General features: G+C 51.3%; 15 protein-coding genes, 1 pseudogene and 2 riboswitches. Of the genes and pseudogenes, 7 read left to right on the top strand and 9 right to left on the bottom strand.

Annotated elements, in window-relative coordinates; all coding sequences use genetic code 11:
- Positions 1 to 26: 26 nt before the first annotated feature.
- The 3 genes from NI000_RS15825 to NI000_RS15815 form a co-directional block, all read right to left on the bottom strand.
- Complete coding sequence (locus NI000_RS15825) at positions 27 to 1931, bottom strand: M6 family metalloprotease domain-containing protein (RefSeq protein WP_253412083.1); 1905 nt, start codon at positions 1929 to 1931, stop codon at positions 27 to 29.
- Positions 1932 to 2247: 316 nt separating this feature from the next.
- On the bottom strand, positions 2248 to 2679 hold the full coding sequence (locus NI000_RS15820; protein ID WP_253412082.1) for a hypothetical protein: 432 nt from the start codon (positions 2677 to 2679) through the stop codon (positions 2248 to 2250).
- 161 nt (positions 2680 to 2840) lie between these two features.
- Entirely contained in the window at positions 2841 to 3773 is a 933-nt protein-coding gene (locus NI000_RS15815; RefSeq protein WP_253412081.1) for a DMT family transporter, read from the bottom strand.
- A 120-nt stretch (positions 3774 to 3893) separates the two neighbouring features.
- Between NI000_RS15815 and NI000_RS15810 the strand changes: the two genes are divergently transcribed.
- Positions 3894 to 5309 carry an aminotransferase-like domain-containing protein gene (locus tag NI000_RS15810; RefSeq protein WP_253412080.1) on the top strand — a complete coding sequence of 472 codons (1416 nt, stop codon included), beginning with the start codon at positions 3894 to 3896 and terminating at the stop codon, positions 5307 to 5309.
- Positions 5310 to 5421: 112 nt separating this feature from the next.
- Here the strand turns inward: NI000_RS15810 and NI000_RS15805 are convergent, their stop codons facing one another.
- The 6 genes from NI000_RS15805 to NI000_RS15780 form a co-directional block, all read right to left on the bottom strand.
- A complete protein-coding gene (locus NI000_RS15805) occupies positions 5422 to 6258 on the bottom strand; it encodes an RCC1-like domain-containing protein (RefSeq protein ID WP_253412079.1) in 837 nt (278 codons plus the stop codon).
- A gap of 383 nt (positions 6259 to 6641) precedes the next feature.
- Entirely contained in the window at positions 6642 to 7472 is an 831-nt protein-coding gene (thiM, locus tag NI000_RS15800; protein ID WP_253412078.1) for a hydroxyethylthiazole kinase, read from the bottom strand.
- On the bottom strand, positions 7462 to 8286 hold the full coding sequence (gene thiD, locus NI000_RS15795) for a bifunctional hydroxymethylpyrimidine kinase/phosphomethylpyrimidine kinase (protein WP_253412077.1): 825 nt from the start codon (positions 8284 to 8286) through the stop codon (positions 7462 to 7464). The genes thiM and thiD overlap by 11 nt, the downstream gene beginning before the upstream one ends.
- Before the next feature lie 74 nt (positions 8287 to 8360).
- A riboswitch (TPP riboswitch) is annotated at positions 8361 to 8459 on the bottom strand.
- A 75-nt stretch (positions 8460 to 8534) separates the two neighbouring features.
- Positions 8535 to 8635, bottom strand: a riboswitch (TPP riboswitch).
- A gap of 692 nt (positions 8636 to 9327) precedes the next feature.
- The gene (locus tag NI000_RS15790) at positions 9328 to 11199 is read right to left on the bottom strand and encodes an ABC transporter ATP-binding protein (RefSeq protein WP_253412076.1); all 1872 of its coding nucleotides are present in this window, start codon (positions 11197 to 11199) and stop codon (positions 9328 to 9330) included.
- Entirely contained in the window at positions 11196 to 13001 is a 1806-nt protein-coding gene (locus NI000_RS15785) for an ABC transporter ATP-binding protein (RefSeq protein ID WP_253412075.1), read from the bottom strand. The genes NI000_RS15790 and NI000_RS15785 overlap by 4 nt, the downstream gene beginning before the upstream one ends.
- A gap of 526 nt (positions 13002 to 13527) precedes the next feature.
- Positions 13528 to 13986 carry a VOC family protein gene (locus tag NI000_RS15780; protein WP_253412074.1) on the bottom strand — a complete coding sequence of 153 codons (459 nt, stop codon included), beginning with the start codon at positions 13984 to 13986 and terminating at the stop codon, positions 13528 to 13530.
- Positions 13987 to 14117: 131 nt separating this feature from the next.
- Here NI000_RS15780 and NI000_RS15775 point away from each other — a divergent pair, with 131 nt between their 5' ends.
- The 6 genes and pseudogenes from NI000_RS15775 (at position 14118) to NI000_RS15750 (ending at position 19361) form a co-directional block, all read left to right on the top strand.
- Positions 14118 to 15065 carry a helix-turn-helix transcriptional regulator gene (locus NI000_RS15775; RefSeq protein WP_253412073.1) on the top strand — a complete coding sequence of 316 codons (948 nt, stop codon included), beginning with the start codon at positions 14118 to 14120 and terminating at the stop codon, positions 15063 to 15065.
- Positions 15066 to 15263: 198 nt separating this feature from the next.
- Complete coding sequence (locus NI000_RS15770) at positions 15264 to 16136, top strand: aminoglycoside 6-adenylyltransferase (protein WP_253412072.1); 873 nt, start codon at positions 15264 to 15266, stop codon at positions 16134 to 16136.
- 129 nt (positions 16137 to 16265) lie between these two features.
- Positions 16266 to 16508, top strand: a complete 243-nt coding sequence (locus NI000_RS15765) for a hypothetical protein (RefSeq protein WP_253412071.1) — start codon at positions 16266 to 16268, stop codon at positions 16506 to 16508.
- Between the two features lie 212 nt (positions 16509 to 16720).
- On the top strand, positions 16721 to 16882 hold the full coding sequence (locus NI000_RS15760; protein ID WP_253412070.1) for an IS110 family transposase: 162 nt from the start codon (positions 16721 to 16723) through the stop codon (positions 16880 to 16882).
- Positions 16852 to 17466: pseudogene (locus NI000_RS15755) on the top strand (transposase); the annotation flags it as partial. The gene NI000_RS15760 and the pseudogene NI000_RS15755, both read left to right, overlap by 31 nt.
- Before the next feature lie 566 nt (positions 17467 to 18032).
- Entirely contained in the window at positions 18033 to 19361 is a 1329-nt protein-coding gene (locus NI000_RS15750; protein ID WP_253412066.1) for a helix-turn-helix domain-containing protein, read from the top strand.
- Positions 19362 to 19368 lie beyond the last annotated feature (7 nt).

Genomic DNA, 19368 nt, shown 5'->3' with positions numbered 1-19368 from the left:
CGCGGCATGGCCGGCTCCCTTATGGTTTATTTTACGAGGACTTTAAGCGGGGAAGATTTCGTCGTACCGAATGAGTTCACCAGCTCGCACGTATAAATATACGTTCCGGGCTTTTGGTTCGTGAAGGTTTTGGCCGCCGTCTGCGCTTGCGAGCTGTTGTCCGTCAGCTCTTCCTCGTAGACGAGCGTATCGTTTTCGTACAATCTCCACGTGTCGCCGTTATTGCCCCACCACATGTTCATCGTGATCGCATAGTTCTTCTCGTTGTTCCAATTATTGTGGCTCAGGCTGGGGGAGCCGGGAACGTCGGTCGCCTTCACCGATCCGCTCGCATTGCCGATTTTGACGCCGACCTTCATGGCGCTGCTTCCGGCACTGTTCACGTTTACGGAGACTTTCGTATCGGTGCCTTCATAAGTCGCGCTCGAAGGCTTCGTTTTCGGGCCGAACGACGTATTGAAACCGCTTGCGTAATAGTGGTCGTATGTGCCGCTCTTCTTCGTATCGAGCTGGCTGTAGCCGAGTGTGCCTTCGTTGGCTTCTTCGAGATCGACCAGCTTCCGCTGCTCATTCATATTGCCGCTCTGCGTCTCGTCCACGTGCCAGATCGCGATGCCCGGCTTGCCGCCCTTGAGCGACTTTTCCAGGGCCCGGTCATATCCCACAAAGCCGCGGTTTTCCAGCAGGAAAAACTGTCCCGGCGTGCTTGTGTTGATTTTGACGACGTTGTACGCATTCGGGTTGGACGGCTGAATCGTGTTGAGCGTATACGTATACGAGCCGTTCGCGCTCACTTCCGTCGGCTTCACCCACCCGAGCCGGTATTTGGACCAAGCGTCCATATGAACCGGTGTGGAACCCGCATAATTGTTCCCGTAAGAGCCCCATGACCCGCCGGCCATCAGGCTGTGCGGACCGACACCCATGGAGGAACTGTCCGTGTCATACAGATCGGGCAGACCGAACAAATGACCGGTCTCGTGCACGAGCACACCCATCGTCGCCATATGGTCGCCGTGGTTTTCGCCTTGCTGGATATACTCCAGGTTGACCGTTTTGCCGTCTCCCTGCCATGTTCCCGCCGACCAGCGGTGTGCCCACAGACTCGGCGTTCCGCCGGCACTGTAAGCGGCTTCATAACCTGCCGTGACGGTTACCAGAAACAGCTCGTCCCGTGTAACTTTACCATCGTTGTTCGTGTCGAAGCTGGCAAAATTGACGTACGGATCGGCAGCTGCTACGGCGTCCCTGACGATTTTTTGGTTGGCCGCTCCAGTGTTGCCCCCCGTATTCGGGTGAGGATAGCCGAGCTTGACACGAACGACGCCGTCGCCTGCCGAGCCGTACGATTCCGCCGCAGGGCCGATCGTCATTTTTCCTGCGCTGACCTCTTTGTAGTAGTGCTTGACCGTGCCTTCCTTATCGCCGAAGAATTTGTCGCTCCACTCGCTATCGGAATATTTCATGCCGATATCGGTGAAATCTACGAGCATCACTAGCAGCTTGCGGGAGCTGCCGGTGTTGATCGGCGCAAGGGACGGGCCAGGATCGGGCTCGCCGAGAAACGGCGCGACATTGGATTTGATCTTCTCCACGATCTGCTGTTCCTGCGCCCACTGCTTCACCTGCTCTTGCTTGAGCGTCTGATCCGGTTTCGGGTCAATGTTCACCCTTTTGCCGCTTGGTTTTAACGAGATTCCTTCAATTTCGGCATAATTCCAAAAACCGTTCTTGTCCTGCACTAATACGTCGTCATCCACCCCCTTCGTCCAGTTCAACCATTCGTCACCCTGCAGAGCCGCTTGAAACGTCTCCCCTGTCGGCTGCTTGAAGACTTCCGTTCCGCCATAAGCCGGAACTCCCAAGCTCACCGATGCGCTGCCGAAGTAGGCCAAACCGGAAATGATGAGACCGCATGTTAATTTCTTCAATTTACCATACCTCCCTTATTTTTACTTCGCTTTTAGTATAAGGGATACTCTAGCGGCTGAGATGAGTTGATAGAACTACTAGAGAGCATTTATTTTATACGCTAAATTGACTACTTTACCTTCGATTAATGGTAAATTTATCCTAAACTATCGACATCATGAGCGTTATCTGTCGCCTGAATGTCGAAAGAACCTATCGATTGTGTCGAAAAGGGATGGCCGACGGTCAATAAAAAAACCGGCCGCCTCCAATGGTCAAGGAACCATGGAAACGGCCGGCGGCGAAGGTCAAGCTGCGTGCCGGAAACGGGTATCGTTACGAAATGGAAAACTTGGCGGAGAAGTTCATTTTTTTCACAAAAGAGCTGTTCGCCCCGGCCTTAAACTGAACGTACAGCGGACCGTTCTTTTGCGCTGTAAAAATACGTCCGTAAGGGGTATTCGTATTATACGTGCCCAGCGCTTGACCGTCCGCGTCATACACAGTATAAGTAATGGGGAACCCCGAGTTATAGACGAAAACGGTGAGTTCTTCTCCTTGACTCAGGACAAAAGCTTCTTTTTCGGTTTCCTCGTAAGAAGCCAGCGAGTAATATTTTACAACCTCTCTTGCTTCCAAATTCGAATAGCCGCTAGACGCGGTTGTACCGGCAGTACTGATGTCCGTTGGACTGCTTGCCATAACCGAGGCGGAGAAGGACAGCACCAGGGCCGTCGATAATGCGGCAGATACAAGTTTCTTTTTCATAATTTCCCTCCAATGGATGATATTTGTAAATACAATCCTATTCTACCATTAACCTTTCTAGATTTCAATTTTTTGGTAGAAATTAGATCAAAGGAGGGAATTATGCATCCTGTCTGTCCGAGACTCCGGTCCCCGGCCGTTATTCACCCGTACGCTCCCCGTTACCCCGCCTGCTTGGCTTGAACCGCTCCTTGCCTTCTCTTGGCCGACCTCGCCCCGCGGATGGCGTCGAGGTTCACCAGCAGAATGCCGGCGATGATCGTGATACCTCCCGCGACGGCTTCCCAAGTGACCGCTTCCCCATACAGCAGAGCGCCTAACGCAAAGGCGATTAACGGCGAAATATAGAGCCACGTCGTCGGGAAGAACGGATTCGTCCGCGCCACGAGCCAGTAAAACAAGCTGTGTCCCATCATCGACCCGACCACGGTCAAATACAGCAGCGCTCCGATTCCTTGACCCGTGGCCAAAGCTTCCGTCGGCACCCGCTCCGTGAACAGGGACAAAGCGAGCAGCAGAATTCCCCCGTGCATCATTTGTATGGCATTCAACGCCAATGGCGACGTCTCCGGGTACCGCACGAGCGCCCGTTTGGCATAGAGCGCTCCCGACGCGTAGAACAGTTCCCCGACCAGAATCGCGGCGCAGCCCACCACCCAGAGCAGATTCGTCTCCACGGACAGGTTCGGCGCTACCAGCAGCCCCACTCCCACAAAGCCGAGCACGCATCCGCTAACGGAGCTGCGGCTGGCCTTGTTCCGAAGCACGATGCTTTGAATCAGCAATAAGAAAATCGGCCCCGTCGCGGATAAAATCGCCGCCAGCCCGGAGCTCACATACTGCTCGGCCCAATACAGCGTCGCGAACGTGCCGAACGTTAACCCAATTCCCGTCGGCAGCAGGTCCTTGCGCCAGAGTAACGAGAAGCGTACTTTTCCCGTCGCCAACGCCCAGACGAAAATCAGCGCGCCTGCAAGCAGGAACCGTACTCCGGCCGAGAAGAACGGAGGAAGTCCCGCGTCGATCCCTACCTTGATCATCAAAAACGTCGTGCCGAAAATCAAACACATGACAGTATAGCCCAACCACACCATGTCTCTCTCCTCCTTCTATTTCTCCATCATAGAAGAAGGGGCGCAGAACAGATCAACCATCGCAGAACAGATCACGAAAAAAAGTGCTACAATGGAGATAAAGAGAGGAGCGTGCGACGCGTGAGCAAAATTTACCCATCCGCCGCCCAGTCTGCCCGGCTGTACGAGAGCGTCTGCGACGATATCCTGAAACGGATCGACCGAGGGGAATGGACCGAGCGCGGCAAGCTTCCTTCGATCCGCGAGCTCGCCCAGGAGCTGGGCGTTCACCGGCTGACTGTATTCAAAGCCTACCAGTTGCTAAAGCAGAGCGGCAAAGCGTTCGTGAAAGACAAATCCGGCTATTATCTCAATACCGGCAGCTTGCCGTCCGACCTGACGGCGACGCCTGCCGTACATTCTCATATTCAGCAAAATCCGCTATCGGACATCCAGCGGGTTCCGGTGGTTTACCAGTTCTCCCAAGCGCTGCTTGATCCGAATCTGCTGCCGAATCAGTACCTCTCGGCCTACGTCAAGCAAGCCTTCGATCTGTATCCCAAAGTGCTCGGAACCTACGCGCCCGTTCAAGGCGATCAGGAGCTTCGCGAGGCGATGACCGAGTACTTGGCGGTCGAGCACCGCCTCGCTCTTACGCCCGGCGAGTTGCTGATCACTTCCGGGGCACAGCAAGCGCTGGACCTGCTGGCCAAGACACTGCTCAAGCCGCGGGATGTCGTGCTTGTAGAACGTCCGACCTACGGCGCGGCGATGGATATATTTCGCAGCTACGGCGCGCAGCTTGCCTCTGTGGATATCCATCCGCACGGCTATGATTTGGAGCAGGTGGCCAAGCTGATGAAGGAGCGCAAGCCCCGCTTCTTTTATCTCAACCCAACATTCCACAACCCGACGGGCTATACCGTGTCCGCAGAGCAGCGGAAGCGCCTGGTCGAGCTGGCGGCGGAGCACCGCTGTCTTCTGGTGGAGGACGATGCGTTTCACGACATCTACTTCAAGCAGCCGCCGCCACCGCCGCTGTTCGCCTACGATACGGAAGGGTATGTCGCCTACATTCGCAGCTTCAGCAAATATATCGCTCCCGGCTTGCGCATCGCCGCCGTGGCAGCCCGACAGCCGGTCATCGGCAATCTGCTGACCGCCAAGTCGCTCGCCGACAACGGCACGCCGCTGTTGAATCAAAAGATTTTTCTGCTGCTCTTCTTCTCCGACCGGATGCAGCGGCACTTGGAGAAGCTCCGCATCGCGCTGCACGTGCGGATGAACATTATGGAGGAAGCGTTGTCCGGCACCGGCTTGTCGTGGACCAAGCCCGCGGGCGGCTTGAACCTGTGGATCAAGCTGCCGGACGGGATCAAAGCGGGAACGCTGCTGGCGAAGGGCATCGAGCAGTCGCTCACGTTCGTGCCCGGCACGATCTGCGATCCGCTCGCAGAGTTCGACGACCGGATTCGCTTGAGCTATTCCTACGCCAATGAAAACCAGCTGCGCGAGGGAGTCCGGCTGCTGGCCGGGCTGCTGCGCTCCTTAGCCTGATGCGCGGCGTATAGTCAAAAACCCGCCGCTCCTCATTGGGAACGGCGGGTGAACCGGCGACATCGAAAAAAGATGACTCCTTGAATTCAGAAGTCATCTTTGGCCTTATTATTTAATTCGCTCCATCAATTACGGTGATATTGTTTTCAAAATTAACCGGCTGTTTCACGATTTCCCCTACAGCTCCGAGTACTCCGGACGTATTATTTCCCCAACCATAAACTTTGCCGTCGTTTTTAAGAGCGATAACAAAGTGATCTTTCACAACAATATCCGTGATGCCGGTTAAACCTGGAATTTTGGTTTTCACCGTTCTTTTCGTTGTGTCGCCAAGACCTAGTTGTCCATAATCGTTGCTTCCCCAAGACCACACCTCGCCGTTAGCATCCAAAAGATACATCGAGTTATCCCCTACAAATAATTTTGTGGTAGTGGGAGTAGGATTCGGAGTGACATCCGGAGCAACGAGATCCCCTGTTTCACTGATATCAATAGCGTCAATAACGAATAGCCCGTTATCATTCGACTGTACTTTGACTTTATGTTTGGCGTCGCTTAAACCCGTAACCTCAAAATTTAATACTTGTGCTATTAAACTAGAGGAGTACTGTGAGAAACTTCCTTTTAAGGCGCCGTCAATATACACTTCAATATTTGCCGACGTGCTTCTATTATTATAATTAGCGCCGATAAATCTCATTTTCGTTCCGGTAAAATAAAATTCGACCGAATCTTTACCCAAAACTCCGTAGCCGGTATCGTTATATAGTCCTTGTCCGCTGCTTTGATTTAGTGGAGTTCCATTATACTTAATCAACGGATTATGATCGTCAAACCTTTTCCAGCCTTGTTCCGGTGCTTTTAGTTGCTCTCCCACCGTAGCTGCTTTTGCCGTTGAAGCAAAACCAGGAAAAACTAAAATGCTCAAAACAATAAAAGATAATGCCATCAATAAAAGATATTACACCTCTTTGCTGTTTTTGATCATTATATACCATTTGTCCTATTTATTAAATGAAAAATAGTTCTTTTGTATTACAAATTACATTTTACTATACCTTACTTAATCTAAGATATTCCTCTATATCCTGCTGAATCTTTGTCATGGACTGCTGCCAAAATTCCGGTTGCACAAGATCGATATTGTACTAAGAAAACAGAACGGGCGATGAGCGCTTGTGGAAGAACATCGACATTTTTCGGATGTAACACCACTACGGGAAACAACAAAAAACCGCAGGGCGTGCCTGCGGTTGAGTGTGTTGAAAACCCTCGACAGGGTTCGAAGCCTTAACTGGGACGTTCGCAACCAAATCCAGGCTGCAATCCATCTCAGGCTTCATACACTTTAGCCCTCTCGTGCATCGTCTGGGAGTTCATTTTGCTTATTTCATCGAGGAGAGCTACACGGTAGCTGCCGTTTCCTTGTTGACCGGTTGTTTCATAAGCAATCTCCCCTGCCATACCCATGCACAAAATACCGGCGACGGCCGCCATGCGGTAATCCGCCGTAACGCCGCAGAAGGAGCCGATAAGGGAAGTGCTCATACATCCGGTACCGGTTATAGAGCCGAGCATGGGATGCCCGTTCTCCATACAAATTACGCTTCGGCCATCGGATACGATATCAGTCGCACCGGTGATTGCAACCGCACAGTGATATTGCTTCGCCAATTCGCTCGCAATATCGATTCCGCTTTGCAGACTGTTTTCCAAGTCCGCTTCGGAAGCGTCCACTCCTTTCGTTGTTGCGTGGAGCCCGGCGATATAACGAATTTCAGACATATTGCCGCGGATAACGCTGAATTGTAATTGTTCAAGCATCGTCCTAACCGTCTGATTGCGAAGCTTCGACGCGCCTGCGCCCACGGGGTCCAAAACGACGGGGATGCCCATCTCGTTTGCTTTCTTCCCAGCGGCAAGCATTGATTCCACGGTTCGGCTATTCAATGTCCCTATATTCAACACGAGCGCGGAGGATATTGCGGTGATGTCAGCGGCTTCCTCGATATCATCCGCCATGATAGGCGAAGCGCCGATGGCAAGCGTAATGTTGGCGCAGTCGTTGACGGTCACATAATTGGTAAGATGGTGAACCAAAGGCTTTGCTCGCCGGACGCTGCTCAATAAATCGCCGATATTTGAGATGAAGTTATTGTCCATTGCTGATCTCAGCTCCATTCTTTAAGCCGTTTTGGTAAAGCTCGTAAAAATGATGAGTCGGGCCGTGGCCCTTTCCGATTGACAAGGAATGCCGAATGGCGGTGGTGATATATTCCTTTGCCCGATGTACCGCTTCTTGTAAGCTGCACCCCAATGCAAGGTTGGAGGCAATAGCGGCTGAGTAGGTGCAGCCTGTGCCATGCGTATTTTTGGTCTCAATACGCTGTGCGTCGAACGTATAAAACCGCTCCCCGTCAAACAAAATATCCAGCGCGCTTCCTGACGCATGACCGCCTTTGACAAGGACATTTTTACACCCCATACGGTGAATCGCTTCGGCCGCTTTTTTCATATCTTCGATATTGTGAATGGGCATACCGGCGATTTTCTCCGCTTCCGGAATGTTGGGGGTCAGGAGGTCGGCGAACGGAATAACCTTTTGGATCAGTGTGTCTATGGCGCCGGGGTTCATAAGCGGGCAGCCGTTTTTCGCATACATCACAGGATCAAGAACAATATTAGCGGGAGCGTACTGTTTGAGCTTTCCAGCGACGGCCTCCATGCACTCGGGCTGTGAGAGCATACCGATCTTCACGGCGTCCACATCAATATCCTCAAAAATGGCATCAATTTGTTTTTCGATCATATCCGGCCTGACATCCTGAATGTCAATGACGCGGCTCGTATTTTCGGCGACCACCGAAACAATGACGCTCATGCCAAAAACGCCATGCGCCGAGAACGTTTTTAAATCGGCTTGAATGCCAGCGCCTCCACTGCAATCCGAACCGGCAATCGTCAATACTTTTTTCAAGTCTATCCTCTCCGCTCTGTTACATTGAAAAAATAAAAAGCCCTTGTCCTAAATCTGACAAGGGGAAATAACACGATGAATGGTTATTTGCTCCCTACGCCAGTATTAACTAACAGGTTCAAAGGGTCAGGTTTTAACCTTCTCAACTGCGAACAGTCCCCCCGCAAACAAAAAGCCATATTCAGTTCTAGCACATAAAAATAGAGCGCTCTCTCATTCGTGGGAAGCGCCCTAATCATATACATATAGAGATGTAATGATTCGCTTCCCTACGTCGGTATTAACCAACAGGTTCAAAGGGTCAGGTTTTAACCTTCTCAACTACCAAGTAGTCCCCCCGCAAATTAATTTCATTGAAACATACGCTTATCCAAAAGTCAAATGCATCGGACTTGTAACCTTCGAAGTGACGCAAATGGTACAGGCCTCTTAATCGTATATTATTTACAACCAATGGAGCAGGAGGGTGTGACCGTCCGTTGATCCAAATAGAAGAAGCAGTCTGGCCACTCCGGGCAAGTATCATATTAATTTTATGACCTTTCCTATGGACATGTGCTATAATGCAAAGAAGGATAACGGAGAACGATGGAGGAAGTGACCATGGCGCAGCCCCTCTGTAAAGGAGGTGATTGCTCTGGTCATTCTTGTGGCGCTGCTGGATATAGTCAAATGGATTGCAGCTATTCTCAGCTTATTGCTGAGCGGTAGGAAGCTTTTCAAATGGCTCAAACGGAAGCTAAGCAAGCGAAAAAACCACCGTCGTTAGGTTGGAGAGCCTGATCGGTGGTTTTTTCGCCTAGGTAATAACTTATGCGCGCCGTGGGATTCTTCCACAGCTTCGTTTATCCAAAGAGCCGTTTTAGTGTTCGCAGCACTAGCGGCTCTTTTTAGTATTCTCCGAATTTCCAAAAATCAGTATAACAAAGTACAACTCAGTATAACCCTTACTGATATCTATAATATCACGTATTCCCTGCATACGCCACATATTTAGTGTTTTCGAGACGCTCTTCTAACCTACGCTGGGGTCCTCCAAATTCAACCCGCCTCCTGCCCCCGTCCTCCGCCGGTGAACTGGCTGCGGTACAGCTCGGCGTAAAAGCCTCCTTGCGCGAGAAGCTCCTCGTGGTTGCCTTGCTCGATCACGCTGCCTTTGTTCATGACGAGAATCAAGTCGGCCTCGCGAATCGTGGACAAGCGGTGCGCGATGACGAAGCTGGTTCTGCCTTTCATCAGCTCGTTCATTGCCTTCTGAATATGAACCTCCGTCCGCGTATCGACGCTGCTGGTCGCTTCGTCGAGAATCAGAATCGCCGGGTCGGCGAGGATCGCGCGGGCAATGGTCAGAAGCTGCTTCTGGCCTTGCGAGATGTTCGACGCTTCCTCGTTCAAGACCGTATCGTAGCCGTCCGGCAGCGTCCGGATAAAATGGTCCGCATGCGCGGCCCGCGCGGCCTGCACGATCTCGTCCTCGCTTGCGCCTTCGCGGCCGTACGCGATGTTGTCCCGGATCGTCCCGTTGAACAGCCACGTATCCTGAAGCACCATGCCGAACAAGCTGCGCAGGTCGCCGCGCTTCATCTCCGTAATATTCGTGCCGTCGACGGTGATCCGGCCGTCGCCGACCTCGTAGAAGCGCATCAGCAGGTTAATCAGCGTCGTTTTGCCTGCGCCGGTCGGGCCGACGATCGCGATCGTCTGTCCCGACTTGACGTCAATGTTCATGTTGTCGATCAGCACGTCATCCGGCTTGTAGCCGAACCGAACGCCTTCGAACCGCACTTCTCCCTTCGCCGCGCCAAGGCGTTTCCCCTCGGCATGCTCCGGGTCTTCCTCCGGTTCGTCCAGCAGCTCGAACACGCGCTCCGCCGAAGCGATGGTCGATTGAATGACGTTGGCAATCGTCGCCAGCTGGGTGATCGGCATGAAGAACTGCCTGGAATATTGAATAAACGCCTGAATGTCACCGATCTCGATCGATCTTTTCGTAACCAGAAGCCCGCCGACCACGCTGACGAGAACGTAGCCGACATTGCCGATAAAGCTCATCATCGGCATGATGATCCCGGAAATAAACTGCGCCTTCCAGCCAGACTCGTAGAGCTTCTCGTTAATGCCGTTGAACGTATCGACCGACTGGCGCTCGCGGCCGAACGCTTTGACGATTTTGTGGCCCGTGTACATTTCCTCCACGTGCCCGTTAAGCTCGCCGAGCGCTTTTTGCTGCTCCTTGAAGTAACCTTGCGAGCGAGAGGCGACCGCTTTGGTCACGAGCAGGCTGCGCGGCAGCGTCAGGAACACGATCAGCGTCATAATCGGGCTGATCGTCAACATCATCGCGATGACGCCAACCAAGGTGATCAGAGACGTAATCAGCTGCGTCAAGCTTTGCTGCAGCGTGCTGCTGATGTTGTCGACATCGTTCACGACGCGGCTCAGAATTTCGCCGTTCGTCTTCGAATCGAAGAACTTGAGCGGCAGCCGCGCCAGCTTCTCGTTCACCTCTTTGCGCAGGTCGTACACCGTCTTCTGCGCTACGCCGGCCATCAAATACTGCTGCACATAAGCGAACGCCGCACTCACGATATACAATACCGCCAGCATCAGCAGAATATAATGCACATAGCCGAAGTCGATGTGCGCACCCGGCACGCCTTTCATTTTCTGCATCAGGCCCTCGAACAGCTTGGTCGTCGCCTGCCCCATCAGCTTCGGACTGACGATGCTAAATATGGTGCTGATAATCGCCGCAACAAACACGGCAAGCAATTGAAATTTGCGGGGCAGCACATACCGGATCAGCCGTTTCATTGTGCCTTTGAAATCCTTCGCCTTCTGCACCGGCATCCCCGGGCCTCTTCCGAACGGACCTCCGCCGCCGGGTCCCGGGGCTCTGCGTTGTTCATTCATCGGGCCTCCTCCTTTCCGGCGCGCAAAGCGACCGCGGCTTCATCCGTTTCTCCCGGTTCCTGGGCCGCGCCGCTTCCGGCAAGCTCGTCTTCGGAAAGCTGCGAGGATACGATTTCCCGGTACACCTTACAGGTGTCCAGCAGCTCCCGGTGACGGCCGATGCCCGCAATCCGGCCTTCGTCCAAGACGATGATCCGGTCGGCGTCGATAACCGTGCTGACCCGTTGGGCCACGATCAACACGGTAGCCTCTCCCGTCTCTTCCCGCAGGGCGGCCCGCAGCTTCGCGTCCGTCTTGAAATCGAGCGCCGAGAAGCTGTCGTCGAACACGTAAATATCCGGCTGACGCACCAGCGCGCGGGCAATGGACAGACGCTGCTTCTGCCCGCCCGATACGTTCGAGCCGCCTTGCGCGATAACGGACTCGAAGCCGTCCTTCATCTCGCTCACGAATTCCGTCGCTTGCGCGATGTCGGCCGCATAGCGAATTTCTTCCTCCGTCGCATCCTCTTTGCCGTACCGGATATTGTCCCGGATCGTTCCCGAGAACAGCACGGCTTTTTGCGGAACGAATCCGATCTTGGCGCGCAGCGCTTCCTGCGTCATCTCCCTGACGTCCGTGCCGTCCACCAGCACGCGTCCGCCGGCCACGTCGTAGAACCGCGGGATAAGGCTGATCAGCGTCGATTTGCCCGCGCCGGTACCGCCGATAATTGCCGTGACTTCGCCAGGACCGGCTTTGAACGTAATGTCCGAAATCGCCGGCTTTTCCGCGCCCGGGTAGCTGAACGACACCTGTTGAAACTCGACGTGGCCTTTCAGCGTCCCGCCGTTCTTGGCTTGCTCGGGGTCGTTCAGCGTGGGCACCATGTCCAGCACCTCGCGAATGCGAGCGGCGGAAACCGACGCGCGCGGAATCATGACGAACATCATGGACACCATCATCAACGAGAACATGATCTGCATCGCGTACTGCAGAAAAGCCATCAGCGAACCGACCTGCATATCGCCGCTATCGATGCGGAAGCCGCCGAACCAAATAATCGCGATGGTCGCAAAATTCATCGTCAGCATCATGACGGGCATCATGGCCCCCATAATCCGGTTCACCTTCAGCCCCGTCCCGGTCAGGTCGAGGTTGGCGTCGTTAAACCGCTGCTTCTCGTGCCCGGCACGGTTAAACGCCCGGATGACGCGAATCCCGGTCAGCCCTTCGCGCAGCACCAGATTCAGCTTGTCGAGCTTCTTCTGCATCTCTTTGAACAGCGGAATACCTTTGCTCGCAATGAGGAAAATCGCTCCGACCAGTACGGGGATAATCACGATCAGCACCAGCGACAGCTTGGCGTCCTGCGATACGGCCATGACAATCCCCCCAATACAGAGCATCGGCGCACTGACCATCATCCGCAGAATCATTGTAAGCACCTGCTGCACCTGCGTGATATCGTTGGTCGTCCTCGTGATCAGCGAAGCCGTGCCGATCCGGTCAAACTCCTGCAGCGAGAAATTCTCCACATGCTCGAACACGCTGCCGCGCAGCCGCTGGCCGAAGCCTGCGGCCACCTTGGAGGAGTAATAGCTCGCCACGACGGAACAGATCGTGCCCCCCGCCGCCACCAGCAGCATAAAGCCTCCGATCCGCAAAATATAAGGCGTATCTCCCTGCACGACCCCAATATCGACAATATCGGCCATGAGCGTAGGCAGATACAAGTCGGATAAAGACTGCAGGAAGATCAAAGCCAGCACGATAGCGATAGGCACACGGTACGGCTTCAAATAAGCAAATAACTTCAACATGCTTTATGATCATCTCCGCTCGCTTGGATCCGTCTCCGGCACCAGAAATGCCGGTTAGATAGATCGTTGAATATTTTAGACATCATTAATTAAACAATTTAATTTTATGCCTGGTTTTCGTCCATGTCAAATCCAAATTCGACTAAAAAAAAGAATGCCCCTCACCCGGTTCAGGCGGAACATTCTTCACTTACGACGATAGCCGAAGCACTATAATAATAGAAAAAAGGAGGGATTCGGATGCGGGACCGCACCGTGATCGTAACGGGGGCCAACTCCGGAATGGGGCTCGCGGCGAGTAAAACGCCGAGCGCCACGACCCACGTGACCCGTTTGATTAATTGCTGATGGTCTGACCCTTTTGCGGTAGCCATCCATTTCGTAGACGATGTCAACTTTTTTTACCGCCTTTTCACGTAATTTCAATACCCCTGTTTCGGCCGATGAAAAAAGCAGTGACGGGCCAGGCACCCGAAGGACCTGGACTACAACTGCTTTTATGGCGCTTATCGTTTCTATTAGAACGTCAACTATCCTTTTGATGTCCTCGAATGACCGCTTCTTCCGAGGTCATAGTGACAATTTGAAAGACTACGCCGAACTTGTCGATAACGACGGCAAGGCCAGGGCTAAAATGAGTTTGCTGCAGCGGCATCTCCACTTGACCTTCTTGCTTCAGCAATTCGTAAAACTTCTTGGTCTTCTCTATTTCGTCGGTCGTAATACAGATTTGAACTTGGTTTCCGCTTCGATGAGGGGTGCCAGGCTCCATATCGGCAACCATGATGTTTGCCATGCCGACTTTTAGAACGGCGTGCGACACGAAATCCTTCATATGTGCTGGCAGAGGGGATTCGGGGTTTTCCGGTGCGTCACCATACGTTTGGATGAAAAGGACGCTTGCCTCCAATGCTTCTTTATAGAACTCAATAGCTTGCTTTGCTTTTCCGTCCATCATTAAGAAAGTGGTCAATTGCACGGTCATCGTAAATACAACTCCTTTAGGTTTTGGGATATGTTCCAACACAGCTATCCAGTTGTTGGACTTGATTCTTATTGTAGCCTATAATAGTGACAACTATTGTCACAAATACAAAAATAAATCGGAGCCGGACCATGTCCAAATCGAAACGACTGATGGATCTGATGATGACCGTCAACCGAAAGAAGAAATTTACCGTCAAGGAGCTCGCGACCGAGTTTAACGTATCGACGAGGACGATTCTGCGCGATTTACAGGAATTGAGCGAGCTTGGGGTGCCGTTGTATTCGGAGGTGGGACCTCACGGCGGGTATCAGGTCTTGAACGAACGGATTTTGCCCCCGATCGCCTTTACCGAGGAGGAGGCTGTCGCGATCTTTTTCGCGTGTCATGCGCTGCGCCACTATGCCTACCTTCCCTTCGAGACGGAATCGTCCTCCGCCTTGAGCAAATTTTACTTTTACATGTCGGGGGATGTGCGCGACCGGATCGATGAGATGAAGAACCGGATCGATTTTGTGATCCCGTCGAGACAGGCGAAGTTCCCTTATTTATCGATCCTGCTGGACGGAGCCATCCGGCAAAAGGTGATCCGCATCGAATACGGATCGCGCGAAAGCGTGTCCGCCAGACTCATCCAGCCGGTCGGCATTTATGCCAGCAGCGGCTTATGGTACTGCCCCGCCTACTGCTTCCTTCGCGAAGATATCCGCTTGTTCCGGTGCGACCGGATCAGGTCAGCGGTGGAGGATACTTCCGGGACGCAGCCGCGCGACCTCCGGCATCTCCACCTCGGCAACCGGGAGGCGCTGCTCCCGTCGGAGCAGCAATTCACGAGTCTGTATGTGGAGCTGAGCGAGGAAGGTGTTCATCGATGCGAAGCCGAATATTGGTCGGCGACCAAGCTGCACCGCCGCGAGGACGGCACCGGGTGGCTGGAAGGCCGCATGCCGAAGGGGGACATTCCGTTTCTGGCGCAGTTTTTCATCGGTTTGGGCACGGATGCGACCGTGAAATGCCCGCCGGAGCTGATCGATGACATCAAGCGGAGGTTGGCTGAGCTGATGGCGAGGTACGGTTAGCCGGAAAAGGAAGAAGCGCTGTATTCTTCCATAAACTGGAGTTATAATCAAGAGACAGGAGGACGATAATCATGAAAAAGCTGCTGGATAAGTTATAACGTTTCGATCTAAAAGCATCCGATGTCGTCCGTATTCGCGGACCGCCTTCTTCGTTCGAATGCCGGACTCTGACTATATTCGATGGAGGTTGGAACGAGGATGAGAAGCGAACAGGAAATGATGAAGCTAATTCTGGATGTTGCTGTGAACGATAAGCGAATCCGGGCAGTCGGGATGAACGGGTCGCGAACGAATCCGAATGCGCCCAAAGATGTGTTTCAGGATTATGACATCGTGTTTATCGTTCATGATCTGCCTTCTTTTATGGAAGATAAGCAGTGGATCGACCGCTTCGGCAGCCGAATTATCATGCAGAAGCCGGAAGAGATGAAGCTTATTCCTCCCGAATTGGACGGAAAGTTCCCCTACCTGATGCTATTCACAGATGGCAACCGGATTGACCTGACCCTGTGTCCCTTTGAGCAGAAGGACAACTGGAACAGCGGCGATAAACTGGCTGTCGTTTTATTGGACAAAGACCATTGTCTTCCCAAGCTTCCGGCCCCGACAGACGAGGATTATTGGGTAGAACGCCCGTCGGCCAAGCTTTTTGCCGATTGCTGCAATGAATTTTGGTGGGTATCCACGTATGTCGCCAAAGGTTTATGGAGGCGAGAAATGCTTTATGCCCAGGATCATTTGAACGTGGCCGTGAGACCGATGCTTATTCAGATGCTTGAATGGCAGGTTGGCATCCGCACCGATTTTTTGATCAGCACAGGCAAAAACGGCAAATATCTGGAGAAGCATCTTTCGAGGGAGAGCTGGCACGAATTGATGTCCACCTTCCCGGACGCAACCTATGAAGGAGTCTGGCAGGCCTTGTTTGCCATGGGGGACTTGTTCCGCCGAACCGCGCAGGATGTGGCGAACCGCTTGAATTACGAATATCCTGTGGAAGACGATCAGCGCGTCACCGCCTATTTAAAGCATGTTCGGAATTTAGCTGCGGACGCTAGTGAAATTTTTTGATTGTTATGGGCTGAGCCTCCCGTCATGGGAGGCTTAGAGCTCGTTTAAATAATAAAAAAGTTTTGAATCCATTTAAAGAATTAAAATGGTTACGCCTGGGGCAACCTAATTCTAAAACGGAGGTTTTTTATGGAACTGTTTAGAGATGGCGAACCGCATCCTTTGTATGATGAGATTATGGGTTTGAAAGATGCAATAATGCGTAACGTTGCCATTAAAGCTGTTAATGGAGTAATTTTAGTATCTTACATTGACGATAAGTGGATTATCACTTTAAATGACCGCTTCCAGTTGGAAAGTGCTAATATTACCGAAATCATCGATCATGTGGACAAACTGCATGAAGATAATTCCAATGTATTCATTCGCTGAGTTGAGTTACAGAAAAAGACAAAGAAGGGGTAGAGGATGAATCTATCCTTTTTTGCTGTCCAAAGAAAAGGATTGGGGATTAAGCGAATGGGCAGCATTCCTGTAATGAATAAAAATCGTGTTTGAACATAAAAAGGGCCTCTTGGTATCATAAGTTTGTCCTGAGCTGGCCAGCAAAAAGGACGAAACTCATATACCAGGAGGCTGCTAAAATGAATTATAACCAAAATAACAAGATTGCTCAAATCACGCCACAAAAATTAGTTATTGGTGTGGATATTGCGAAGTACAAGCACGTAGCCCGAGCTCAAGACTTTAGAGGATTAGAGTTTGGGAAAGCCTTTCGGTGGGACTCCGTAGAATCACTGAACTGAAAGAAGCAGCCAAACAATCGATTGGCATTCGTGAAGGTTCAGTCATGGCAAAATTAGAGCTGCGCACGTTAATCGAAAAGTATGAACTGGTAAAACAACGGTTTGAAGAATTAGAATCGACCATAGATAATTTACTCGAACAGATCCCTGGTGTTCAGCAAATGCTGGCGATTACGGGAATCGGAAAAGATACGGTCGCAGGCTTCTTTTCCGAAGTGGGAGACCTTAGCTATTACTCCCATCCCAAGCAGATCATCAAGCTAGCTGGACTGAGCCTGAGGGAGAATACATCAGGAAACCACAAAGGACAAACTAGGATCACAAAGAGAGGGAGAAAAACACTCCGAGCTCTTTTATTTCGAGTAGCCATGCCCTTGGTGGCAAAGAACAGTGCATTTAGGGCTCTGCATCATTACTTTACTACACGATCAGACAATCCTTTGAAGAAGATGCAGTCCCTTATTGCCATATGTAATAAACTGATACGAATTTTATTTACCATCGGTACGAAACAATGTGATTTCAGTGAGGAACGAATGTTGCAGGACATTCCTCATTTGGCGGAACTTCCAAAAGCAGCTTAATTGATTTCTTAAGTGAAACGGCAAATCAGAAACATACATTTGAAGCACGGATTAGTCGGTAAAGCAACTATATTACGGGCATTACGACCCTGACGGGCAGCATGACCGACATCCACCTCATGGAAAGGTTGGACGAAGGAATTTAGGAGCGAAGACTCTGTGAGACTTGGGAGGGTTGACCTCCATGAGAGATGTGGACATCCACCAGTGCGACCATAACTGGACTTAACACCCACTTTTTTGGATACAAGTGGTATCATACCAATGAAGTCTTATTTTTCTCCAGTTCCAAAATTAACCTTAGTTACACCCTTATCCCAAACTTCAAATACTGAGAAACTGACTTCGCTACGAAAACTTAAGAAAACAAGAGAAAACGGGAGGTTCTGCTTTCTCCATAGAGGGAGAATAGCTGTGGGTACTGTTTCTCCATGTTCCCGAATGCTGCTGCGACTTAATCCAGCGCCTCGCTGACACTTGGTTGTATGCGCATTTAGGTATTTTCGTTTTATTTCGATGGCATATTAAGGTAAAATTTATCTATATTTCTAGGGGAGGGTTTCTTCGTGCGGGGTGTCAATCGTCCTTTGCGTTGGGAAATTGAAGACCAGATGAAACTGCACGGCTATAACCTCAATCAAGTGGCTGAGCTAACGGGGATCAACGCAGGAAATTTAAGCCGAGCCTTGAATGGTGTAGCCCGTTCGATCACAATCGGTCATTTGGATGCTTTGGCCAAGCTTTTTGGTAAAGCTCCCGGATGGCTGTACGAGCTGTATATAGAAGAATGCATTTCGGAGGAAAAATGGTCCCGGCGGCGGTTAATTCCTTATTTGGTACGATGTGCAGAGCTCGATCGTCATGATTGTATTGAACCGGTGATCTCCAAGCTTCTTGATAACCCGAAGAACGTATCCATTATTTTTGCCGTGGCAGAGCAGCTGTTCCAGACGGAGAGATTGCGGGAAGCAGAGCATTTCTACCAAGTCGTGATTGACGGGACCAAGGATAGCTTCTCCGAGATGCTGGCCGTGAGTCATTATCGATTATTTCTCATAGCTCAAGGTAGCGATGCGGAGAAGAATTGGAGAGCGGTCATTCGGTTTGAGCCGTTCCGAAAACGTCTGCCAGAGCATCACCAACTGGCAGCGCTTATGAAGCTGACTAAGGCCTGCTTTGCTTTGCAGAAGTGGGACGAGGTCGAGAAATTCGCGAATGAGCTAGCGGAGTTAAGTATGGCATTGTGCAGAACACGAGAGAAGATTGAGAGTGAGCGACATTTGATATACTACTACGGCATAGGACTCTTGTTTAAAAGCGTCGCATTAGAAAAGCAGGAGTTATACGATGATGCCAAAAAATATGTACACAGCTATGCTAATCTGGAGTGGCCGGAACCTCTCGATGAATCAGGTAAGAAAGAAGAAGAAACGTTTCGTATTTTTGCGAAAGCAAATTTATATACGCTTGAGGTGCTAACCGGGAACAAAGGCATTGTTGACGAATATGCCGATTATTTGGCGAGCCTTAACTGGTTTGAAGACATTCTGGCCGGATTAATCACGATCTTAAAATCAGCAAATACATTTGGTTTCTCTGTGGATCACGTACTGTCGCGTTTTTCTGAAGCCATTCATGCTTTTCATTCTTTTGACGACGATCTCATCCTTTCGGATCGACACATTCGTTTTCGGTATCATAAAGCTATGTATGAGTTCAGGTACGGACGAAACAAAGCAGGGCTGGATGAGACGTTACACTGTCTTTCCTTGGCCCACAAGATGAGCCGGAATGAGGATTATGTCCGCTGCACCGCCTTGTTTGAGCAATATAAGGACTATGCATCGGAACAACAAATAGAAAGCTTCCTCAAATATCCTATCAGAGCTGTTTAACGTTTCA

Origin of the sequence: Paenibacillus tyrphae (genome assembly GCF_024158745.1) — a bacterium.
Taxonomy (GTDB): domain Bacteria; phylum Bacillota; class Bacilli; order Paenibacillales; family NBRC-103111; genus Paenibacillus_G; species Paenibacillus_G tyrfis_A.
The sequence above is the reverse complement of the archived record's forward strand: the minus strand, read 5'-3'. Positions and strand labels throughout refer to the sequence as shown.